The following is a 16,046-nucleotide window of genomic DNA, read 5'->3' as shown; positions in this document are numbered from 1 at the left end:
CTAATACATCATTCGACAGCTTTTGAAATTTATGACCATTTTCATGAAAAACTTTTTTATAAATCACCATTGAGCTATAATAAAAGAATTGGAATCTTTTACTTGGTTAGGAGCGGATCAAATGCTTCAGCACAACATCAACGAAGAAGAAATCAAACAAACAGCCGAACAGCTCAAAGAACTTCTTCCTGCAACAGATGAAAACAAACAACTCATCAAAAAAGCATTGATTACTTATAGACAGGACAGTGTATATCGTCTCAAGCAAGAATCTGATACGGAATGGTCAGCTTATGTACATGATGTCGTGGCAGCAAGAGTCCACCTTCATGTGCTGTTTCCTGTGAGAAGCAGCTGCTCATGTCCGGCAGATGGACTTTGTAAACACATTCTCGCTGTCTTCTTTTCGCTATACGCTCAAGTAGAGAGTGTGACCGGATTTACAGAAAATTGGTCAGAAAAGGATGAATTACAACGTAGCAAAGAATTGATTCGCCAGCACTTCCAAGTGAAGCGCCCAGACGAACAATCACTCCAAAGCTGGCTGAATTTTTTCCAAGAGGAATTTAACCTCTGGCTGAAACGGACACCAAAGCACCAGCAAACACCGCAGCATTTGTATTACGGCTATTTATCAATCCTAAAAAAACACGCACCTCATTCACCTGAATTCAAGAGTTTGTATGCGATTCATACCTCAATCGATGTGTGGTTAAGGATTCATCAATTGATCGACCTCGACCGGCTTGATGCCGAGAAGGATTTTTATTCCATGAATCCATATGTAGAACAGCTCATGAACACCATTTTCGATTCAGTGGATCACTTGAAGACATACGCCCTTTCCTTTTCCCTCGATCCGTTTCTTGAAAACACACCAACTGCCGTTCGGGCACTTCTTCAAATAAACGGACCTTTCCAGCATGAACGAGTAGCGGTCTTTATGGAGATTTGGGGCACCATATTAAATAGAGGGAAATGGGTTAAAAAAGAAACAGAATTACTGAAGAACGCTCAGCAGCAAGAACAAACGGTTGAACGTACCATCGGGCTGATGCACATGGATTATTTACAGAAAGAAGACGAAAGCCTCTTTCAGCAATTACAGCTGCTCAATGCAGATATGCTGCCAAATGTGCTCAATTGGCTGAAGGATCTCACAAACCGCAAGGACTGGAAGCGGCTCAAGCTCTGGTATCATGAGATCACCTATATTTTAGAGGAATATTGCCAGCTCGACCTTTCCTATAGAGAACTGCGAGGAGCCGTCAGTGATTTCTTCTTTTATTTAGACGCATACTTTAAGCAGACGAAGGATCATCATTTATATGAACGCTACCTCCAAATCTGCATGCCCTATGCGTTTACTGAATATAGTCAGCTATTATATGCACAGCAGCGTTATGCAGAATGGATTGAGATTCACAGCCTTGTTGGTTTCTCCATCAGTGAACTGGAGAAGGATCTGATCAAACAAATTGCAAAAGAGGAGCCTGAAGCGCTCATTCCATCGTACCACCGTGAAATCTCACTGCTTCTCGATCAAAAGAATCGAAGTGCTTATCGAGAATCTGTGAAAATGCTAAAAAAACTACGCACCCTTTATCATAAAACGAAAAAAACCGCGATTTGGGAAAGATATGTCAAGCAGCTGCAGGATTCAACGAAACGGCTGCGTGCGTTCCAAGAGGAAATGAAGAAAGGAAAATTAATTGATGACACGCCATAAACAAATTGTCATTCATGCAGAACAAACAGAAGATTTCTCTTTCACCATTTCAGCGCAAGCAGAGGACGGACACCCTGTTCCACTTAATGAAATGAAGAGGCAGCTTTTCCAATGGCACGCATCGTCTTTTTACGGAACATTTTTAGAAGATGTGAGCTTTATTGGCACACCTGCCTTCCTGTTAAGCCCTTGGATGACCGTTGAATTGTTAGGAAAAAATTCATTTAATACCTTTAGTCATGTGACATTAACGGATGAAACGGAACCACTGATGAAGACAGCCTCCACCATTTACGAATTCATCGAGGACGAAGATTTCATTCCCGATTACGAGGCGTGGACAGAAGGTGTGCTTCGGTTTAAAGACAAAGAAGGACTATTAGATGGCTATACGGCTGATTGGTTCTCCTTTGCCGTACAGGATTACATTCAATATGATGATGCCTTGCAGCACAAATGGAACCGCATGACAGCACAATCGCCTGCGCTCTCATCCTTCCAAGGACACTTTTTAGATGAGCAGGATTTCTTGGAGACGATTGGCTGGATTGATGACGAGACGCCTTTCACTGTCGGCTTGCGCTTAAATGAACCGGATTTCGACGGAGATGATTGGAAAATCGAATTGTTTTTGCGTGATAAGAAAAACAGCGACCTTCACTTTTTTGAGGGTATCCGTTCATTGAAAAGGTCTTGGCATCCGTATCAAGATAAAATCTCAAGAGAGCTGGAGCGATTCAGTCAAATTGTACCTTGGCTCTCTTTCACATCTGGCACCACGCTCATGTCAGAAGACGAAGCATGGCTCTTCCTGTCTGAAGCAAGTGAAACACTTGTGAATATGGGCATTGAGATCCTGCTCCCATCGTGGTGGCAAATCGTCAAAGAAAGCACCATGATGCTAAAAGCAAGGATTTCCTCTACCCCGCGAGGCGAGTCGCATGTCGGAATGGATGCCTTGATGGACTTTAATTGGCGCTTTGCTACAAACGGCATCGAGCTGACAGAAGATGAGTTCAACGAGCTTGTCCAAAGTAAACGGCGCCTTGTCAACATTCGAGGGCAATGGATCAAAATCGATCCAACCTTCATCCAGCAAATGAAAAAATGGATGGAGCGCGCCGAAAATGAAGGGCTGCACATGTCTGATATTTTGTCACGCGAGCTGGCAGATCAAGAAGCATCCTCTGAATCGATACCAGAACTGCTAGACAGCTCAGCATTTGCACATATTCAATTTGAACTTTCGTCTCAATTAAGAGGACTTGTCCATCAGTTAAATGATACGCATGAGCTGCCTTCCTACGAAATGAGTGAGTCCTTCAAAGGCACACTAAGGCCGTATCAGCAGCATGGTGTCAACTGGCTGTTATTTTTAAGATCTCATGGATTCGGGGCTTGTTTAGCAGATGATATGGGCCTTGGAAAAACGATTCAAATGATTGCGTATTTCACATATCTGAAAGAGCAGAAGCAAAATGCCGCTCCATCTCTCATCATTGCGCCGACCTCTGTTTTAGGAAACTGGCAGCGAGAGCTTGAAACCTTCGCACCACATTTGAATGTCGCTCTGCATTACGGGCCATCGCGCCCTCAAGGGGAACACTTTACAAAGGCATACGAGTCAACAGATATTGTCCTGACGTCTTATGGACTCTCACATTCTGATCGTGATGAATTAACGTCAGCAAAGTGGGATACGATTTGTTTAGACGAAGCCCAAAACATCAAAAACGCCCATACGAAACAATCGAGAGCGATCAGACAGCTCAAAGGGCAGCATCACATTGCCCTTAGCGGGACACCTATGGAAAACCGTTTGACAGAGCTTTGGTCCATTTTCGACTTCGTCAACAAAGGATATCTCGGCAGCCTGACGAGCTTTCATAAGAAGTTCGTCCTGCCGATTGAAAAAGACCGTGATGAAAAAAGAATTGAACAGCTGCAGCAGCTGATAAAGCCCTTCCTATTAAGAAGAACAAAGCAAGATGAAGAGGTCGCCCTGAACCTGCCTGAGAAACTCGAAGAAAAAGAATTCATTCCGCTATCCGCTGAGCAGGCTTCTTTATATGAACAGCTCGTGAAGGATACATTCGAACACATGGCTTCGTTAACAGGAATGCAGCGGAAAGCCATTATTTTAAGTATGCTCGGCAGACTCAAACAGATTTGCGATCACCCGGCTCTCTATTTAAAAGAGAGTGGAACAGATGTGAAACTGCTGAAACGTTCATTAAAAATGGATAAACTCGCAGAGCTGTTAAAAGCAATACATGAGCAAGGAGAAAGCTGCCTCATCTTTACGCAGTATATTGGAATGGGGAACATGATCAAGCAGCTGGCGGAAAAGATGTTTGGAGAACCAGTTCAATTTTTAAATGGCAGTCTGTCAAAACAGGAGCGGGATAAAATGGTGGATCGCTTCCAGAAGAAAGAATTCAACATCTTAATTCTCTCTTTAAAAGCAGGAGGAACAGGACTTAACCTAACTGCCGCAAACCATGTCATTCACTACGACAGATGGTGGAATCCTGCTGTGGAAAACCAAGCGACAGACCGTGCTTATCGGATCGGACAAAAACGATTTGTTCACGTCCATAAGATGATCACAACGGGCACGATTGAGGAAAAAATCGATCAAATGCTCGAAACAAAACAAACGTTAAATGATCAAATTATCCAAAGTGAAAGTTGGATTACTGAGCTATCGACGAACGAACTAGAAGATTTATTCACATTAAGTGCGGCCGCTCAATCATCTTAATCCCAGCAAAAAGAGGACTTTTCTCAAACATGATGAAAAGTCCTCTTTTTTCATTTCATATGAACATAGGTTAAATGTGCAGCTTTTTCAATGCAGATTTCACGTTCATATACGTATTCAATTCACGGAAGTCCTCTCTCATTTCTCCCATTTTCATCGCAAGATTCGGTTTAATTCCTGTCACAATGAGTTCAGTACCAGTCATTAAAATTAAATCGTTCAGCTTAAAAATTGCATCTGCCACAAATGAATCCACTTCTAATAAACCAGACAGATCGACAATAAAATAATCGTCCTTGGATTGAGAGATATAGGTGGAGACTGTTGAGATAATTTTATGAAATCTTGGCGCTGTTAACGTACCAATGATCGGTAACACAGAAATACCATCTTTCACAGGAACAATTGGAACAGAAATATTCAGCACTTCATCAATCGATTGCTCAAGAAGCTCCTGCTGTTCCTTCTCTTTCGTGACATCTTTTTGCAGACCAACGAAATAAAGACGTTTTCCTTCATTTTCGTCAATCCAAAGAGGAGCCACACTTAGCTCATTCCAAAACATCTGTCCAGATTTTTTATAATTTTTCAGCTGAACAGTGACAGCTTCTTTGTTCTCAATAGCTGTTCTAATTTGATTGAGAGCGATTTGCTCGGTTTCATTTCCTTGAAGGAAACGACAATTCTTCCCCAATACCTCGGGTTCTTGATAGCCTGTCATATCTAAAAAGCCCTTGTTCACATATATTAAAGGATTATCAGGTAAAGACGGGTCCGTCACCGTCAGGCCAACCTGAGTATAATCTAAGGCTTCCTTGATTAAATGCAGATTTTCGGACTTATAAGATTCCAGCGCCATTCGTTTACTCTCCTTAATTTCTTACAAGCGGGTTATGTTCATAATTAAATTATATGATGTTCCACATCAGGTGTAAATAGAAGTAGTTCTGAATTCCTCTTTTGTAGAATGCGCTTTATCCTATGTGATTTATACAACGACATCCGATTCATCTATTTCAAAAGGTGTCGAATCATATGCGCCACACCATGTTCATCATTTGTTAACGTGACATGATCAGCGATTTCCTTCATATCCTGTCTCGCATTGCCCATCGCAACCCCAACACCAGCTGCTAGAAGCATCGATTCGTCATTTAAACTGTCTCCTACAGCCGCTGTCTGGCTTAAAGGAATACCAAGTCGTTCTGCCAGCCTTGTTAATGCCTGCCCTTTAGATGCTTCCTTTGAACCAATTTCAAAGTTATGATCGGCTGAACTAACCATTGTGACATCTGAATCATCACCAAACATATCCCATCCTGCCTTCAATCTGTCTTCAAAGAAAGAGAAACCTAAGATATTGTAGAATGAAAGCTTTCGATCCTCACGGAACAATTCTTTATATGTATCAATATAAGAAAAACCTGACTGACTGTATTGAACTTCTGCCGCTTGTTTTAAAATATTTCGATCCGTTTTTGGATTAGCACTTTTTAAGCGGTCCATTTCAATCGCAAGAAGCTCTCTGCCGCGATTCGGTGTGAAAATGGCTTCGTTTGTAAAAACTTCATAATAATAGTCACGTTCTTCAAGCCATGACAATATATGTTTGGCCTTTTCTTCGTGTAAAACAGCTGAATGGTACACTTGTCCAGCCGGATCATGAATCACAGCTCCATTGGCACTAATCACCCATGTATTCATACCAAGCTGATCAAAAATAGACCTCACATCAAAATACGCTCTTCCTGTTGAAACGACAACTTCCATTCCATTCGCCGCTGCTTCCTTTAATGCCTGCTCATTTTCCCGACTCACTTTGTGTTCACTGTTCAATAAAGTTCCGTCTAAATCCGTTGCGATCAATTGAATGTTTGTCATCGTTCTCTCCTTTTTGTCTCCATTTTCGGCTATCATACTGCTGATAAAATCCATCATCATTATGAAATGAGTATCCACTATTTGCAAGAGGTGATCGGTTTATCAGTGAATAAAAGGGTACCCGGCCACGCTACATGACCGGATACACACAAGGGGATTTACAGGGGACACATGACCTATACAAAGAAGCTATGGTTCTATTACGCAGTGTTCTTATGCACAAGGCAGCGTCTATCAGCTTTAGCTAGAGGGGGGCTGTCAGATGCTAGACGTTACCTTTTGTTTCAAACCGTACCTCCTTTCCTTTCAACTGCCCTTAGTCTACTGAGAAAGGTCGTATGTGACAAAACATGAAAATGACAAAATGATCTCTCAAATTCTCTATTTCCTCTTTAATTTCTGTTTTTTACCGCTTGAGTATAAAACATCATCTTGTTTTGTTTGATGAAAAACTTATTTTTCATAAATTGATAAAAAACGTCTGAATGAATCCAATTACTAGAAGGCATGTGAATATAATCAGAACCGTCCCACGCAAACCAATAAAAACAAAGCTGTCCGTCATGAATTGACAATTGAAATTCAAAGCAGTCCATTTGATCCTCGGTGACGTATTGAAACGTGAGTGACTCGCCTTCTTCCATGTACACATCACAAAATGAAAGAATGTCTCCCCACGAATAAACGCGAATTGTGCTCTTTGCCTTCTCCTCGCCAATATGTATGTTTCGCAATTGATAGGACTCCATAAAACATCTCCTTTCACTCATATGCAGCTCGTTCTAAGCAGGCAGCGGTTTCATTTATAAAGATGTTGTATGCTATAATAATACTTACGAATAATGAACGCTTGTGAGGTGATAAATATGAAAACCTTTAGGCTGATTGATTTAAAAATCGAACTTGATCCAAAGCAAGATAAAATGTCCAGCATTCCCCTTCGTGACGGTTTAATCATTAATAAAGAAGATGGTGAAAATCACTGGATGATCGAGGCACTCATTCCAAAGAAACATAGACAGGTGTTTGAGGTGCTTTTTCAGCAGCACACTGAAGTGAAGATTCTTGTGACAATCACAAAAGAAAACAACCGCCCTGTTCATCTATCTGTCCAAGTCAAAAACATTGTTGCTTTAGAAGAAAACATTTCTGTGCTGCTCGATGGTAAAATGATTACAAACCGTTACAGAACAGAAACCGAAGAAGTACTAAAAGACCTCGTCAAAGAGGGGCTTTCCGGAGAAAAACTGCTGGATGCATTTAAACAAAACACATAAAAAAGAGCGGGATTAGCCGCTCTTAGATTGCTGACAAAGGGCTAAAATGAATCTTATTTTAGCCCTTTGTCTTCCTTTCAGCGTGATAGAAAACCTTTGAAGTCTAGAAAGGGCGAGCACCGGAGCACAGACCTGCGGGCGAATGCGAAGGTTTGCCTACACGCTGAGAGCGGGATTAGCCGCTCTTTTTCTATTGCACATCTTTCGATTGGCTTTGATTTTTCAATAGATCTCTAATTTCAGTTAGTAAAACTTCCGTTTGATCCGGCGTTTCTACAACCTCTTCTTCCTCTACCTTTTTCCGTTTTAATTTATTCAAATAACGAATAAAGATAAAAATGGAAAACGAGATAATCAAGAAATCAATCACTGTTTGAATGAAGCTCCCATATAAAATTTGAGCAGATCCGATCTTAATAGATAGACTGCTAAAATCATGTCCCCCAATAATAATACCGACGAGCGGCATGATCAAATCATTCACAAGAGAAGTGACAATTTTGCCAAATGCTCCCCCAATGATGACACCTACAGCCAAGTCAATGACATTTCCCTTGACTGCAAATTCTCTAAATTCTTTCAGCATCTTTTATCACCTTCATCTTTTTTTGTCTAATATGACGTTTTTTTGTCAAAAATGCAAGTCCTGATCCGTTCAGGCTGGTCGTTTCCATATAAAAAGCGATTCATCCTTGATGAACCGCCAGGCAAATCATGATACTTTAGGACCGATAGAAAATGTTAGTTCTGCTTCACATGCAACTTCGCCATCTACTGTAGCTACTGCTTTTCCTTTTGCAACCGGACCTCGGAGACGCGTCACTTCTACCTCTAAACGAAGCTGATCGCCAGGCTTCACCTGTCTTTTGAAACGGCAGCCGTCAATTCCTGCAAACAAACCAATTTTCCCTTTGTTTTCTTCTTTACCTAACATAATCACCCCAAACACCTGTGCAAGTGCTTCTACAATAAGCACACCCGGCATGACTGGGTATCCTGGGAAATGACCATTAAAAAATTCTTCGTTCACTGTGACATTTTTAATCCCAACCGCTCTTTTCTCTCCCTCAACCTCTAAAATACGGTCGACCAATAAGAATGGATAACGGTGTGGAATAATGTCTTGAATTTGCTGAGCATCAAGCATATCTTGATCTCTCCTTTTTTCTATATCGATGATCTTCATTTGATTCCTATAGAAGTATATTATGAATGCTCGTATTTTTCAACGTCCGCTCTGCATATATGGTAAAAAATAGAATATATCATTACCTATTGTCATCAAATATAATCCACACTACACTCATTGTTTTTTCACAAATATGGTAATATATATTACATCATTGATTGAATAAGAGGGTAAAAATGAATTTTATGAGTGATAAATCCATTAAAAAACTTCTCCATTCGTGGTATACAATGCTGAAGCATCGACATTTTTCGAAGGCTGAAGAAATCAAAACAACTCTATTAAAGCATAAACGTAAAATATCAAAAAAACAGGAACTCTATTTACATTATCAGCTGATGCTTTTTCGCCATCAGCTCTGGATGAATCAGACAGAGGACCTAGAAAAAATCAAACATGAACTGATGCAGCACAAAGATGATATGAACGAAGAACTGGCCTATTACTTTTACTTCTTTCTAGGGCTCTACGAAGCTTTAAACAGCGATCAAAATGATGCGATCTACTATCTCGAAAAGGCGGAAGAACGCCTGTCATTCCTTAACGATGAGCTGGAGGAAGCAGAGTTCCATTTCCGAACAAGTGGTGTTTATTATAACAACCGCTATTCGTTGTTATCAATTCGTCATGTTCAAAAAGCCATGGATATCTTTGCAAAGCATGGGGATGATCATAGCCTCTATCGTTGTAAAATTGTGCTCGGCCTTAATTATAGCGATCAAAAAAAATATGAGGAAGCAGAAGCTATTTTTATTGAGATCATCGAATACGTGAAAATCATTGATGATCAAGAATTGCTCGGTATCGTTTATTATGACGCTGGCTTTATTCAGTCGAGACAAAATCGTCACAAGAAAGCGCTGGAATACTTTAAAAAAGCACTTCGTCTCCCAGCATACCGGAAGTCCGCACACTCCTATATATCGTGCCTCTACGAAACGGTGCGTTCTTGTTATAAAGAAAATTTAACCGATGAAGGAATGAAGTATATTCAAAAAGGATTAAAAGAAGCCGTTGTTTCTCAGTTTGATATTTTAAGAATCAAGTTCCAAATCTTATTTCTTCTCTACAGCCAAACGCCAAAGGCAGATGAGCAGATCGCAAGGCTCGTCACATGTCTTGAACGAAAAGAAGCTTGGATTGATCTTGAGGATCTGCTTGCCGATGTCTCAGATTTTTATAAAAAAAAGGGCGACTTTGAGCGAGCCGCCTTTTTTATCATGAGAGGCTGATGTCAACCTGCTCATTATCGAATTGTATTCACTAATCCAAGCATCTGATCACCCATCGTAATCGTTCTTGAGTTCATCTGATAGGAGCGCTGTGTTGTCATGAGATCTGTTAATTCTTTAGACATGTCCACATTCGACGTTTCAAGTGCACCTTGCTGAAGTTGAATCGCTTGGCGGTTTGCTCCATTTAGTGCCGTTAATGCACCTTGATAAGTACCGTCAACTGAGAACAAATTATCTCCTTCAGAGACAAGTGCTGAAGAGTTATTGACTTGTACAACACCTAGATTCACTTGCTGATTCGGTTGATTATCTCTTGAAATGGCTGTCAGACGTCCATTTTTATCAATTGAAATATCACGGAAATTCGCATTTAAGACGATTTCATTTCCGTTTTCATCAAGAATCGGATGGCCTTCGCTAGTGACAAGCTGCACTTGATTACGATTATTGCCTGGCTGTAAGTAAAGAGAACCATCTCTTGTATAACGGATATTACCGCCGACATTGACCTGCATATACTGAGATGGCGCTCCAAATGCAACATCAAGATCACGGCCTGTTTCTTTAATCGAGCCTTGCAGCGAGTTAATGGACGCATTGACCATCGTACCCGTACCAAGCCTTAGTCCATCAGGTGTCAGACGACTGTTTGCCACCTGCGCATTTTTTTCATCCACCTGGTTGAACTGTTGTCTGATCAGCTCTGAGAAACGGGTATTTTTCGCACGGTACCCTGTTGTTTCACTGTTCGCGATGTTATTACTGATAATATCAAGCTGCTTTTGCACTTCGTTCATTGATACAGCTGCATTGATCATCGTTCTAAGCATGAGAATCCTCCTTTCTTTGTCATTTCTTGATTAGTACACTCTGCCAATTTCATTTACTGCTTTTTCTAAGCTTTTATCATACGCCTGAACCACTTTTTGGTTTGTTTCAAATGCTCGATAGGCGGTTGTCATTTCTGTATATGATTTTGTCACATCCACGTTCGACAGCTCCGATACACCTTGACTTAACGTATAGGACATTTGACCGTTATTGACTGCGCTTGGCAGGGGCTGGTTATCAGCTGTACGGTATAAATCATTTCCTTCTCTCGCTAAGTTCCTTGTATCCATCGCAACACGTACATCAATTTGCCCGAGATTTTGTCCATTTTCACTCACAGTTCCATCTGCGTTCACTTTGAAATTCTCACTCTGAACCGTGATTGGCTGACCTGTCACAGAAAGAAGGGCACGCCCATTGATAGTCAACTGATTTTGTGCGTTCATTGTAATTGAGCTGCTTTTCGTATAACGAACGCCTTCTGGGGTATTGACCGCATAAAAGAGCGCTGATTTCTGATTGGTCTCCGGATTGATCGGCACATTATTTTCGACTAGTGCTACATCCGTTGTTTGATCTGTTGTTTTTAAAGTTCCTTGTGTAAATTGAGGGATTAGTTCCTGCATATATGTTCCCGTATTAATGCCGCCAATCGGCGTTTGCTGCGGAACACTAAAACCTTTTCCTGAGGAAGTTTGAAAACGTCCTGACTCCATTCGGCTTAGCAGCATTTCTGGAAATGCCCGCATGGTCCCCTCATCCGCTTTATATCCTGGCGTATTCGCATTTGCGATATTATTTGAAAGCATTTCTGTCCGCCGCTCTTGAGCGATCATGGCAGATGTTGCGGTGTATAGTCCTTTTAACACGTGCTCACCTCATTAAAATTCTTTCACATGACCTAAACACAATCTTCTATGAAATATATCGGCATATTTGCAGGGTTCTTTAATAAAAATCCCCCATTCTTTCGAAAAAGAATGAGGGACATCATTAGCTGAGTTTACGCTTTGGCAGCTTGTCCATATTATCAAGCATGACGCCAGTACCAACAGCTACACAATCCATCGGATTCTCGGCAACGAAAACTGGTACTTTCAGCTCTTCTGCAAGCAATTGATCAAGCCCGTTTAGAAGAGCTCCGCCACCTGTAATGATGACGCCGCGATCAATAATATCAGCTGATAATTCAGGCGGTGTTCTCTCAAGAACTTGCTTCGCAGCCTGAACAATCGCAGATACAGATTCACGCAATGCTTCTTCTACTTCTTTGCTTGTGACGGTAATCGTTCTTGGTAATCCTGTCACCATGTCTCGTCCACGAATTGAAATCTCTTCGTGACGTGCGTCTGGGAATACCGTTGCAACTTGGATCTTAATATCCTCAGCCGTGCGTTCACCGATCAACAGCTTGTACTCTTTTTTAATGTAGTTGAGAATTTCCAGATCAAATTTGTCTCCAGCCATTTTAATAGAAGAGGCGGTTACAATGTCACCCATTGAGATGACAGCGATATCTGTCGTTCCGCCTCCAATATCTACGACCATGTTTCCACTTGGCTGAAAAATATCCATACCAGCACCAATAGCTGCTACTTTTGGCTCTTCTTCAAGAAATACATGCTTACCGCCGCTTTTTTCAGCAGCTTCTTTGATCGCCTTCTGCTCAACAGATGTAATGTTTGTCGGGCAGCAGATGAGCATACGCGGCTTAGAGAACAGCCCTTTCACATTTAATGAATTAATAAAATGCTTGAGCATCGCTTCAGTTACTTCAAAATCAGCGATTACGCCATCTTTTAATGGACGAATCGCAACAATATTCCCAGGCGTACGTCCAACCATACGTCTAGCCTCTTCTCCAACAGCCAAAACTTTCCCGCTGTTTTTGTCAAGAGCTACAACAGATGGTTCATTTAACACAATTCCTTTTCCTTTGACATGAATCAGTACATTGGCAGTACCAAGATCAATTCCAATATCCCTAGCAAACATCTATATATATCCTCCTTGAAAATCTGTTTCCATAGCAAATACCACATTCTGCCCTAATTATATATTCTATCATAATTTGCAGAAAAAAAGATATTTCTTTACAAAAGTCTTTACAAAATTTGTGGTTAGAAACTACCGATATGAGGAAGATATATATGTCATGTTTATGAACAAAGAACTAAGCTTACTGTTTCACAGGCTCGCCTTCTAAAATTTCTTCTTTTTTATACTTTAATTTAGTGGCTTCTCCTCCTCGCAAGTGGCGGATTGATTTATGATAATCCAGTATCTCCTTCACTTCATTAGCCAGATCTGGATTAATTTCTGGCAGTCTTTCTGTTAGATCCTTGTGTACAGTACTTTTAGAGACTCCAAATTCTTTCGCAATTACACGAACGGTTTTCTTTGTCTCCACGATATACTTTCCTATCTTGATTGTTCGCTCTTTGATGTAATCGTGCACACCACTCGACCTCCCTAAAATGGATGTGAGAAGTGTGAAATGAGATCCGTATCAATATTATCCATTTTCAGGGGCGCTTGTTCGTCTTAATTTCTCATCCATTAGGTAGTAAATGCCAAACACGATCCCTCACCTCAAACACTCTCTTTGTCAGGTTTGTAACAGTGTATTAGCATTGCATAGGGAATATGCTAAAAATGAAGATGGGACAAGGGATTTATCAGAAAATGCAATCATTTCGAGTGGCGAAAATTTTCACTTTACAAGAATGGGTCGAGCACGTAAAATAGGAAAGGTGATTTTATTTACCTAGCTAAATATTTAAAAAAAGGTGAGCATATGGATACGTTAAATAGAGAGTGTTTACATCAAATACACCAAAGCGCCAGGTTGCTGTCTAAAAAGGCGAACGAAGCGCTTGTTGCTTATGACTTGTACATGTCCCAATGGACTGTACTTTTTTGTTTGGATACATTCGGCCCGAAAACCCAAAAAGACATTTGGACATATTTGAACGTCGAAGCCCCAACCATTACCCGAACCGTAACCCGTCTAGAAGCTAATGGCTGGGTGAAACGTGTACAAGGAAAAGACAAACGTGAAAATCTGATCGTGATGACAGATGATGCTAAGGCCCGATTTGAAGAAATCAAACGTACGATGGAACAATTTGAAGAAGAATGTCTTTCAGATTTCACCCACGAAGAAAAACAACTCCTCCATACACTTTTACACAAATTATCAACTGAATAGGAAGTGACATACATCATGAACGAACGCATTTGGACAAGAGACTTTATCATGATTGTCCTGGTGAATTTATTTACGTTCACCTCTTTTTATGCCCTTTTGACCTTGCTGCCTATTTACACAATGGATGAACTAAATGGAACAGAATCACAGGGTGGCCTTCTTGTGACGGTTTTCTTATTGTCTGCTATTGTGACAAGACCGTTTTCTGGAGCCATTATTGAGAAATTCGGCAAAAAACGGATGGCGATTTTCTCGTCAACGGCATTTGCCTTACTCACTTATTTATACATTCCGATTGATCAATTCCATACGCTTCTCATGCTGCGTTTCGTACAGGGCATCTTTTTTAGCATTTTGACGACAGTAGCCAGTGCCATTGCGGCAGATATGATCCCGAAACATAAACGCGGGGAAGGACTCGGCTACTTTGTCATGTCTATGAACCTTGCTGTGGTTATCGGTCCATTTATTGCATTGAATCAAGTAGGAAAAGTAGGATTCCATTCCTTATTCCTTCTCTTTTCCATTATCGTTACCATCGGTGCCGCTTTTACGATGCTGATCAGACAGCCAGAGCTTGAAGATGGGGGTAGTGTCGTCTTTCGATTTACTTTTTCTCATCTGTTTGAAAAAGGTGCATTAAAAACAGCGGCAGTCGGCATCATTATTTCCTTCTGTTATTCGCCGATCATTTCATTTATTTCAGTCTATGCCAATTCCCTTCACTTGATGGGGGCAAGCAGTTATTTCTTTATTGTGTTTGCGGCAGCAATGCTTGGATCACGTCCTTTTACAGGCAGACTTTTTGACCGAGTAGGACCTCACATTGTGATCTATCCTTCGATCGCTCTTTTTGCGATTGGTTTATGGATGCTGACAGCTACACATTCAGCTACAATGCTTCTTTTATCAGGTGGTGTCATTGGACTTGGCTATGGATCGCTAGTGCCATGTTTACAAACACTTGCCATTCAGCACTCACCAGCTCACCGTACAGGCTATGCGACGGCTACTTTCTTCACTTTATATGATACGGGGATTGCTGCTGGCTCATTTGTATTTGGTTTTCTTGTCAGCTTCACCGACTTTTCAAATGTATATCTCATTGCAGGTATTGTTGTCTTGCTCAGTATGATTGTTTTTTATTGGAGCGAACGAAAGCCCCAAGAAGCAAAAGCACAGAAGGTCTCCCTATCAGAATAGGATACTATTTTAAACTTCATCGGAAACATGCTAAAATATAGGATATTTCAAATAGACGATTATTTGAAAAATAGTTGGCATTAAGCGAAGGTATAGGTGATGTTTTGAATTACGAATTGTTTAAAGTCATACACGGGATGGCTCATCATTCTGAGTTTTTAGATCAGGCCATGATTTTCATTACGAAAAAGGCCATTCTTGTGTATGCCCTTGTCTTATTGATTTGCTGGTTTTTAGGTAATCACAAATTTAAGAAGCATGTCTTCTTTTCGGGTGTAACGGGTATCGCGGCACTTATCGTCAATTTTGCGATTACACTGTTTCATTATGAGGAGCGGCCGTTTGTGGCGCATAAAGTCGACACACTCATTCCGCACTCAGCAGACGCTTCCTTCCCAAGTGACCATACAACAGGTGCACTGGCTCTTTCACTTGCCATTCGATCTCGTAATAAAAAGCTTGGCAACATCTTGCTCGTCTTTGGATTACTCACAGGATTCTCCCGCATCTGGGTCGGTCACCATTATCCATTAGATGTCTTAGGCAGCTTAGTCGTATCGATCGTGGTTGTCTTTATCATGAATAAATTATGGAAGTTCTTTGACTCTCCAATTGACCGCATTGTCACTTTCTATGAGACAATTGTAGGGAAAATATTCAGAAGGAAGCAAAAGGATCAGGGCTCTGACCTGTCTAACTCTTAAGCGGCTTGCGATAATGTGATGA

The 16,046-nt window shown here is 40.9% G+C and carries 16 protein-coding genes; 7 read left to right on the top strand and 9 right to left on the bottom strand.

Translation table 11 applies throughout. The annotated features are described in order from the left end of the window. Nucleotides 1–121: 121 nt before the first annotated feature. Together ACP7A0_RS17275 and ACP7A0_RS17270 are read left to right on the top strand one after the other, a co-directional pair. A complete protein-coding gene (locus ACP7A0_RS17275) occupies nucleotides 122–1,729 on the top strand; it encodes an SWIM zinc finger family protein (RefSeq protein ID WP_060597465.1) in 1,608 nt (535 codons plus the stop codon). Beyond that, nucleotides 1,716–4,493, top strand: coding sequence for a DEAD/DEAH box helicase (locus tag ACP7A0_RS17270; protein ID WP_106030599.1), 2,778 nt, complete (start codon nucleotides 1,716–1,718; stop codon nucleotides 4,491–4,493). The genes ACP7A0_RS17275 and ACP7A0_RS17270 overlap by 14 nt, the downstream gene beginning before the upstream one ends. A 70-nt stretch (nucleotides 4,494–4,563) precedes the next feature. Here ACP7A0_RS17270 and ACP7A0_RS17265 read toward each other — a convergent pair whose 3' ends face one another. The 3 genes from ACP7A0_RS17265 to ACP7A0_RS17255 all read right to left on the bottom strand — a co-directional run bounded on the left by ACP7A0_RS17265 (nucleotide 4,564) and on the right by ACP7A0_RS17255 (nucleotide 7,123). Continuing rightward, nucleotides 4,564–5,352: a PAS domain-containing protein gene (locus ACP7A0_RS17265; RefSeq protein WP_034660232.1), complete on the bottom strand. Its 789-nt coding sequence runs from the start codon at nucleotides 5,350–5,352 to the stop codon at nucleotides 4,564–4,566. Nucleotides 5,353–5,504: 152 nt separating this feature from the next. Then, nucleotides 5,505–6,365: a Cof-type HAD-IIB family hydrolase gene (locus tag ACP7A0_RS17260; RefSeq protein WP_216454710.1), complete on the bottom strand. Its 861-nt coding sequence runs from the start codon at nucleotides 6,363–6,365 to the stop codon at nucleotides 5,505–5,507. A 401-nt stretch (nucleotides 6,366–6,766) separates the two neighbouring features. Beyond that, a complete protein-coding gene (locus ACP7A0_RS17255; protein ID WP_106030601.1) occupies nucleotides 6,767–7,123 on the bottom strand; it encodes a hypothetical protein in 357 nt (118 codons plus the stop codon). A 117-nt stretch (nucleotides 7,124–7,240) separates the two neighbouring features. Between ACP7A0_RS17255 and ACP7A0_RS17250 the strand changes: the two genes are divergently transcribed. Next, nucleotides 7,241–7,651, top strand: a complete 411-nt coding sequence (locus ACP7A0_RS17250; protein ID WP_003215215.1) for a YwpF-like family protein — start codon at nucleotides 7,241–7,243, stop codon at nucleotides 7,649–7,651. 190 nt (nucleotides 7,652–7,841) lie between these two features. Here ACP7A0_RS17250 and mscL read toward each other — a convergent pair whose 3' ends face one another. Continuing rightward, nucleotides 7,842–8,237 (bottom strand): large conductance mechanosensitive channel protein MscL, encoded by a 396-nt coding sequence (gene mscL / locus ACP7A0_RS17245; RefSeq protein ID WP_034660234.1) that lies wholly within the window; start codon nucleotides 8,235–8,237, stop codon nucleotides 7,842–7,844. A 126-nt stretch (nucleotides 8,238–8,363) separates the two neighbouring features. Beyond that, nucleotides 8,364–8,798: a 3-hydroxyacyl-ACP dehydratase FabZ gene (fabZ, locus tag ACP7A0_RS17240; protein WP_012011512.1), complete on the bottom strand. Its 435-nt coding sequence runs from the start codon at nucleotides 8,796–8,798 to the stop codon at nucleotides 8,364–8,366. Between the two features lie 218 nt (nucleotides 8,799–9,016). Here fabZ and ACP7A0_RS17235 point away from each other — a divergent pair, with 218 nt between their 5' ends. After that, nucleotides 9,017–10,072, top strand: a complete 1,056-nt coding sequence (locus ACP7A0_RS17235) for a tetratricopeptide repeat protein (RefSeq protein ID WP_060597469.1) — start codon at nucleotides 9,017–9,019, stop codon at nucleotides 10,070–10,072. A gap of 14 nt (nucleotides 10,073–10,086) precedes the next feature. Here the strand turns inward: ACP7A0_RS17235 and ACP7A0_RS17230 are convergent, their stop codons facing one another. The 4 genes from ACP7A0_RS17230 to spoIIID all read right to left on the bottom strand — a co-directional run bounded on the left by ACP7A0_RS17230 (nucleotide 10,087) and on the right by spoIIID (nucleotide 13,364). Next, nucleotides 10,087–10,905, bottom strand: coding sequence for a flagellar hook-basal body protein (locus ACP7A0_RS17230; protein WP_003215031.1), 819 nt, complete (start codon nucleotides 10,903–10,905; stop codon nucleotides 10,087–10,089). Nucleotides 10,906–10,935: 30 nt separating this feature from the next. Beyond that, on the bottom strand, nucleotides 10,936–11,775 hold the full coding sequence (locus tag ACP7A0_RS17225) for a flagellar hook-basal body protein (RefSeq protein ID WP_003215293.1): 840 nt from the start codon (nucleotides 11,773–11,775) through the stop codon (nucleotides 10,936–10,938). Between the two features lie 124 nt (nucleotides 11,776–11,899). After that, nucleotides 11,900–12,901, bottom strand: a complete 1,002-nt coding sequence (mbl, locus tag ACP7A0_RS17220) for a cell shape-determining protein Mbl (protein WP_012011515.1) — start codon at nucleotides 12,899–12,901, stop codon at nucleotides 11,900–11,902. A 184-nt stretch (nucleotides 12,902–13,085) separates the two neighbouring features. Beyond that, nucleotides 13,086–13,364 carry a sporulation transcriptional regulator SpoIIID gene (spoIIID, locus tag ACP7A0_RS17215; protein ID WP_008343327.1) on the bottom strand — a complete coding sequence of 93 codons (279 nt, stop codon included), beginning with the start codon at nucleotides 13,362–13,364 and terminating at the stop codon, nucleotides 13,086–13,088. 339 nt (nucleotides 13,365–13,703) lie between these two features. Here spoIIID and ACP7A0_RS17210 point away from each other — a divergent pair, with 339 nt between their 5' ends. The 3 genes from ACP7A0_RS17210 to ACP7A0_RS17200 all read left to right on the top strand — a co-directional run bounded on the left by ACP7A0_RS17210 (nucleotide 13,704) and on the right by ACP7A0_RS17200 (nucleotide 16,024). Continuing rightward, nucleotides 13,704–14,117 (top strand): MarR family winged helix-turn-helix transcriptional regulator, encoded by a 414-nt coding sequence (locus tag ACP7A0_RS17210; protein ID WP_060597470.1) that lies wholly within the window; start codon nucleotides 13,704–13,706, stop codon nucleotides 14,115–14,117. 15 nt (nucleotides 14,118–14,132) lie between these two features. Further along, on the top strand, nucleotides 14,133–15,320 hold the full coding sequence (locus ACP7A0_RS17205; protein ID WP_426005852.1) for an MFS transporter: 1,188 nt from the start codon (nucleotides 14,133–14,135) through the stop codon (nucleotides 15,318–15,320). 104 nt (nucleotides 15,321–15,424) lie between these two features. After that, nucleotides 15,425–16,024: an undecaprenyl-diphosphatase gene (locus ACP7A0_RS17200; RefSeq protein ID WP_034660243.1), complete on the top strand. Its 600-nt coding sequence runs from the start codon at nucleotides 15,425–15,427 to the stop codon at nucleotides 16,022–16,024. The last annotated feature ends 22 nt before the right edge of the window (nucleotides 16,025–16,046 follow it).

Origin of the sequence: Bacillus sp. DWP3-1 (assembly GCF_049896565.1) — a bacterium.
Taxonomy (GTDB): Bacteria; Bacillota; Bacilli; order Bacillales; family Bacillaceae; genus Bacillus.
This window is presented reverse-complemented; position numbering and strand designations above follow the sequence as displayed.

Excerpts from the sequence above, each read along its gene's own strand:
- ACP7A0_RS17275 (WP_060597465.1), top strand. The coding sequence starts at position 122 with ATGCTTCAGCACAACATCAACGAAGAAGAAATCAAACAAACAGCCGAA.
- ACP7A0_RS17270 (WP_106030599.1), top strand. The coding sequence starts at position 1,716 with ATGACACGCCATAAACAAATTGTCATTCATGCAGAACAAACAGAAGAT.
- ACP7A0_RS17265 (WP_034660232.1), bottom strand. The coding sequence starts at position 5,352 with ATGGCGCTGGAATCTTATAAGTCCGAAAATCTGCATTTAATCAAGGAA.
- ACP7A0_RS17255 (WP_106030601.1), bottom strand. The coding sequence starts at position 7,123 with ATGGAGTCCTATCAATTGCGAAACATACATATTGGCGAGGAGAAGGCA.
- ACP7A0_RS17250 (WP_003215215.1), top strand. The coding sequence starts at position 7,241 with ATGAAAACCTTTAGGCTGATTGATTTAAAAATCGAACTTGATCCAAAG.
- mscL (WP_034660234.1), bottom strand. The coding sequence starts at position 8,237 with ATGCTGAAAGAATTTAGAGAATTTGCAGTCAAGGGAAATGTCATTGAC.
- fabZ (WP_012011512.1), bottom strand. The coding sequence starts at position 8,798 with ATGCTTGATGCTCAGCAAATTCAAGACATTATTCCACACCGTTATCCA.
- ACP7A0_RS17235 (WP_060597469.1), top strand. The coding sequence starts at position 9,017 with ATGAATTTTATGAGTGATAAATCCATTAAAAAACTTCTCCATTCGTGG.
- ACP7A0_RS17230 (WP_003215031.1), bottom strand. The coding sequence starts at position 10,905 with ATGCTTAGAACGATGATCAATGCAGCTGTATCAATGAACGAAGTGCAA.
- mbl (WP_012011515.1), bottom strand. The coding sequence starts at position 12,901 with ATGTTTGCTAGGGATATTGGAATTGATCTTGGTACTGCCAATGTACTG.
- ACP7A0_RS17210 (WP_060597470.1), top strand. The coding sequence starts at position 13,704 with ATGGATACGTTAAATAGAGAGTGTTTACATCAAATACACCAAAGCGCC.
- ACP7A0_RS17205 (WP_426005852.1), top strand. The coding sequence starts at position 14,133 with ATGAACGAACGCATTTGGACAAGAGACTTTATCATGATTGTCCTGGTG.